Source organism: Komagataeibacter swingsii, from assembly GCF_003207895.1.
In the GTDB taxonomy this organism is placed as follows: domain Bacteria; phylum Pseudomonadota; class Alphaproteobacteria; order Acetobacterales; family Acetobacteraceae; genus Komagataeibacter; species Komagataeibacter swingsii.
Genome location: NZ_NKUB01000060.1, coordinates 2,501 through 5,587 on the forward strand (window position 1 = coordinate 2,501; position 3,087 = coordinate 5,587).

Consider the following 3,087-nt stretch of genomic DNA (forward strand, 5'->3'; position numbering starts at 1 on the left):
TGGCTCCTGTGCATGTGTGGGCAATGAGCGCGATAAGGGCATTCGGTGGATGCCTTGGCACCAGGAGGCGATGAAAGACGTGGCACGCTGCGAAAAGCCATGGGGAGCCGCGAGCAGGCTTTGATCCGTGGATATCTGAATGGGGCAACCCACCCAGCGATGGGTATCATGTTCTGAATACATAGGGACATGAGGCGAACCCGGGGAACTGAAACATCTAAGTACCCGGAGGAAAAGACATCAATTGAGATTCTGCTAGTAGTGGCGAGCGAACGCGGAACAGGCCAGTGGCTGTTTTTGGAGAAGCAGAACGGAATGGAAAGTCCGGCCAGAGCGGGTGATAGCCCCGTATGCGTAATACCAGGAACAGTCCTTGAGTAGGGCGGGACACGTGAAATCCTGTCTGAACATGGGGGGACCACCCTCCAAGCCTAAATACTCCCTGGTGACCGATAGTGAACAAGTACCGTGAGGGAAAGGTGAAAAGCACCCCGACGAGGGGAGTGAAAGAGACCTGAAACCGAATGCCTACAAGCAGTCGGAGCCTCTTATGGGGTGACGGCGTACCTTTTGTATAATGGGTCAGCGAGTTTCTGTTTGCAGCAAGCTTAAGCCGATAGGTGTAGGCGCAGCGAAAGCGAGTCTGAATAGGGCGACGAGTTGCTGGCAGAAGACCCGAAACCGAGTGATCTAGCCATGGCCAGGCTGAAGGTGCGGTAACACGCACTGGAGGGCCGAACCCACGCCTGTTGAAAAAGTCGGGGATGAGCTGTGGCTAGGGGTGAAAGGCCAATCAAACTCGGAAATAGCTGGTTCTCCGCGAAATCTATTGAGGTAGACCGTCTGGTATTACCCCGGGGGGTAGAGCACTGGATGGGCTAGGGGGGCCCAAAGCCTTACCAAACCTAACCAAACTCCGAATACCCGGAAGTATGAGCCAGGCAGACAGACAGTGGGTGCTAAGGTCCATTGTCGAGAGGGAAACAGCCCAGACCACCAGCTAAGGCCCCCAAATCGTGGCTAAGTGGGAAAGGATGTGGGGATTCCAAAACAACCAGGAGGTTGGCTTAGAAGCAGCCATCCTTTAAAGAAAGCGTAATAGCTCACTGGTCTAATAGAAACCCTGCGCCGAAAATGTAACGGGGCTCAAGCCACGTGCCGAAGCTGTGGGTGCATTCTATGAATGCGCGGTAGCGGAGCGTTCCGTAGGTCTGTGAAGGAGACGGGGTGACCCTCTCTGGAGATATCGGAAGTGCGAATGCTGACATGAGTAGCGACAAACAGTGCGAGAAACACTGTCGCCGAAAGTCCAAGGGTTCCTGCGCAAGGTTAATCCGCGCAGGGTGAGCCGGCCCCTAAGGCGAGGGCGAAAGCCGTAGTCGATGGAAACCGGGCAAATATTCCCGGGCCTGCCAGAAGTGACGAATGCAATATGTTGTCGGGTCTTATCGGATTGATCCGGCTTTTGGCGCATTCCAGGAAATAGCTCTGGCATATAGACCGTACCCGAAACCGACACAGGTGGACTGGTAGAGAATACCAAGGCGCTTGAGAGAACGATGCTGAAGGAACTAGGCAAATTACTTGCGTAACTTCGGGATAAGCAAGACCCGTCAGTGGGCAACCATTGGCGGGTGGCACAGACCAGGGGGTAGCGACTGTTTAGTAAAAACACAGGGCTGTGCGAAGTCGAGAGACGACGTATACGGCCTGACGCCTGCCCGGTGCCGGAAGGTTAAGAGGAGGTGTGCAAGCACCGAATTGAAGCCCCGGTAAACGGCGGCCGTAACTATAACGGTCCTAAGGTAGCGAAATTCCTTGTCGGGTAAGTTCCGACCTGCACGAATGGCGTAACGACTTCCCCGCTGTCTCCAGCATCGGCTCAGCGAAATTGAATTCCCCGTGAAGATGCGGGGTACCCGCGGTCAGACGGAAAGACCCTATGAACCTTTACTGCAGCTTTGCAGTGGCATCAGAGACATTCTGTGTAGGATAGGTGGGAGGCTTTGAAACCGGGGCGCCAGTTCCGGTGGAGCCATCCTTGAAATACCACCCTGACTGTTTCTGATGTCTAACCGAGGCCTGTTAGCCAGGTCCGGGACCCTGCATGGTGGGCAGTTTGACTGGGGCGGTCGCCTCCCAAAGTGTAACGGAGGCGCGCGATGGTGGGCTCAGGCCGGTCGGAAACCGGCTGTCGAGTGCAATGGCATAAGCCCGCCTGACTGTGAGAGTGACAGCTCGATCAGAGACGAAAGTCGGCCATAGTGATCCGGTGGTCCCGCGTGGAAGGGCCATCGCTCAACGGATAAAAGGTACTCTAGGGATAACAGGCTGATCTCCCCCAAGAGTCCACATCGACGGGGAGGTTTGGCACCTCGATGTCGGCTCATCACATCCTGGGGCTGGAGCAGGTCCCAAGGGTTCGGCTGTTCGCCGATTAAAGTGGTACGTGAGCTGGGTTTAGAACGTCGTGAGACAGTTCGGTCCCTATCTGCCGTGGGTGTTGGAGACTTGAGAGGATTTGTCCCTAGTACGAGAGGACCGGGATGAACATACCTCTGGTGCACCGGTTGTCGCGCCAGCGGCACAGCCGGGTAGCTAAGTGTGGACGGGATAACCGCTGAAAGCATCTAAGCGGGAAACCCACCTCAAAACAAGGTCTCCCCGAGGGCCGTGATAGACCATCACGTCAATAGGCCAGGTGTGGAAGCGCAGTAATGCGTGCAGCTAACTGGTCCTAATCGCCCAACAGGCTCATTCCATAGCCCCCTCAAAAGGGCAACACACATGCACAGCAGTCATCCACTCTTCAACACAATAATTCACCAACCCATCACATCCTCTCAGCCCCATAAAAAGGGATGACTGGATGACCTGGTGGCCATGGCGGGGAATGATCCACCCGATCCCATCCCGAACTCGGCCGTGAAACACCCCAGCGCCCATGATACTGTGCCTTAAGGCACGGGAAAGTCGGTCGCCGCCAGGTCTTCCAGTCACCCCTCACCACCGCGGGGTGGAGCAGCCCGGTAGCTCGTCAGGCTCATAACCTGAAGGCCGCAGGTTCAAATCCTGCCCCCGCAACCA

The 3,087-nt window shown here is 55.9% G+C and carries 1 tRNA gene and 2 rRNA genes; all 3 read left to right on the forward strand.

The window, feature by feature from the left end:
- The first annotated feature begins 22 nt into the window (after nucleotides 1-22).
- Nucleotides 23-2,761, forward strand: a 23S ribosomal RNA gene (locus tag CFR76_RS17045).
- 112 nt (nucleotides 2,762-2,873) lie between these two features.
- A 5S ribosomal RNA gene (gene rrf, locus CFR76_RS17050) occupies nucleotides 2,874-2,989 on the forward strand.
- A 21-nt stretch (nucleotides 2,990-3,010) separates the two neighbouring features.
- Nucleotides 3,011-3,087 (forward strand) — tRNA-Met (locus tag CFR76_RS17055).